The sequence below is a fragment of the Pseudomonas agronomica genome, from assembly GCF_025917275.1.
GTDB classification, from domain to species: domain Bacteria; phylum Pseudomonadota; class Gammaproteobacteria; order Pseudomonadales; family Pseudomonadaceae; genus Aquipseudomonas; species Aquipseudomonas agronomica.
Genome location: NZ_JAOSHO010000802.1, coordinates 1 through 1,493, shown reverse-complemented (window position 1 = coordinate 1,493; position 1,493 = coordinate 1). Strand labels below are relative to the sequence as shown.

The window sequence follows — 1,493 nt, the reverse complement described above, 5'->3', positions numbered from 1 at the left end:
TCGCGAGCAAGCTCGCTCCCACAGAAACGGATCTAAGCGCTGACCTTGAGCCCGATCAGCCCGGCAACGATCAACGCGACGCTGGCCAACCGAACCAACGCCATCGACTCACCAAACAGGATGATCCCGGCGATCACCGTGCCCACGGCACCGACCCCGGTCCAGATCGCATAGGCCGTGCCCAGCGGCAATTCCTTCATCGCAAGGCCAAGCAGGCCAAGGCTGATCGCCATGGCGGCGACGGTCAGTGCAGTGGGGAGTGGGCGGCTGAAGCCGTCGGTGTACTTCAGGCCGACAGCCCAGCCGACTTCGAACAGGCCGGCAAAAAACAGAATGATCCAGGACATCACACACCTCATCGATGGATGGGGTCGTCCCCGGACAAGAAACTCCAATGGAGCTGCGGGGTCGTCCCCGCATTGGGCAGAAGCATGCCCAATGCTGACCGTTTGATCAAGTCGCTCGCTCAGTCCGCCGCCTGCCGGGCCAATTGCTCACGGTCCTGTTTTTCGCTCATGCGGCGGAACCAAGTCGAGAGCAGTGCCCCGGAAATATTGTGCCAGACGCTGAACAGCGCACTGGGCACCGCCGCCAATGGCGAAAAGTGCGCGCTGGCCAGCGCCGCGCCCAAGCCGGAGTTCTGCATGCCGACTTCCAGAGACAAGGTCTTGCGCTGGGCCAGCGGCAGTCCGAACAGCCGACCGGTGAAATACCCCAGCAAGTAGCCGAAGCTGTTGTGCAGGACGACAATGGCCATGATCAGCAAGCCGGATTCGGCGATCTTCGCCTGGCTGGCCGCGACCACGGCGGCGACGATAATCACGATGCTGACCACGGAGACCAGAGGCAGCACTTCAACCGCATGACGAACTCGCGCGCCCAACAGTCGCTGGGCAATGATGCCCAGAGCGATGGGCAACAACACGATCTGCAGGATCGACCAGAACAACGCGGAGAACGACACCGGCAGCCAGGCCGAAGCCAGCAGCCAGATCAGTGCCGGGGTCAGCAAAGGGGCGAGCAGGGTGGTGATGGCTGAAATCGCCACGGCCAGGGCCAGGTCACCGCGTGCGAGCCAGGTCATGACATTGGAAGAGGTACCGCTCGGGCAACAGCCCACCAGGATCACCCCGACGGCAATTTCCGGCGGCAGGCTGAATACTTGGCAAAGCAACCACGCCGTGCCCGGCATGATCACGAACTGGGCAATCACGCCCAGGGCCACGCGTCCCGGACGACGCGCCACTTCGGCGAAGTCTTCCAGCTTGAGTGCCAGGCCCATGCCGAACATCACCAGCCCCAGCAGGGGCACGATGGCGACCTTCAGGTCGAAGAACCACTGCGGTTGCATGAATGCCAGCACCGCAAAGAACAACACCCAGTAAGCGAACGTATTGCCGACAAAGCGGCTCAATGCAGCCAGTGCACGCATGACCTGATCCTTATTATTTGAAAACACCGAATACTAATGTGGGAGCGAGCTTGCTCGCGAT

2 protein-coding genes are annotated in these 1,493 nt (G+C 61.6%); both read right to left on the bottom strand.

All coding sequences use genetic code 11. The features are described 5' to 3' along the window. Positions 1-32 precede the first annotated feature (32 nt). Complete coding sequence (gene sugE, locus OC610_RS27260) at positions 33-347, bottom strand: quaternary ammonium compound efflux SMR transporter SugE (protein ID WP_264432515.1); 315 nt, start codon at positions 345-347, stop codon at positions 33-35. A gap of 119 nt (positions 348-466) precedes the next feature. After that, entirely contained in the window at positions 467-1,432 is a 966-nt protein-coding gene (locus OC610_RS27255) for a bile acid:sodium symporter family protein (RefSeq protein ID WP_264432513.1), read from the bottom strand. Positions 1,433-1,493 lie beyond the last annotated feature (61 nt).